Here is a 259-nt window from a genome sequence, read left to right on the forward strand (position 1 = left end):
GGTTAAGGCGCACCAGCGTGCTGCCGCCGCCCGCCAGCGGCAGGGAGTTGTAACAGCTCACCACGCCATAGCGACCTTTTGTGAAAATTTTATCATTCACCGGGCCATTAGAAATATGCGGTTTACTACATTCACAAATGTTTTCCGCCACGCTCAGCAGCAGATCGCCGGGGGTTACATCCGGGTCGTAGATAAAGGTCAGGTTCGGCGCAACCTGCTTCAGTTCGGCATCCGCGCGAAGGATGGCTCGGGTGACAGG

1 protein-coding gene is annotated in these 259 nt (G+C 56.4%); it reads right to left on the reverse strand.

Annotated elements, in window-relative coordinates; genetic code table 11:
* A partial coding sequence (locus RTW80_RS29810; RefSeq protein WP_312721754.1) for a glycyl radical enzyme domain-containing protein occupies positions 1–259 on the reverse strand: 259 nt, incomplete at both ends.

This window comes from Escherichia sp. AM3 (genome assembly GCF_032029835.1).
GTDB lineage: Bacteria > Pseudomonadota > Gammaproteobacteria > Enterobacterales > Enterobacteriaceae > Escherichia > Escherichia coli.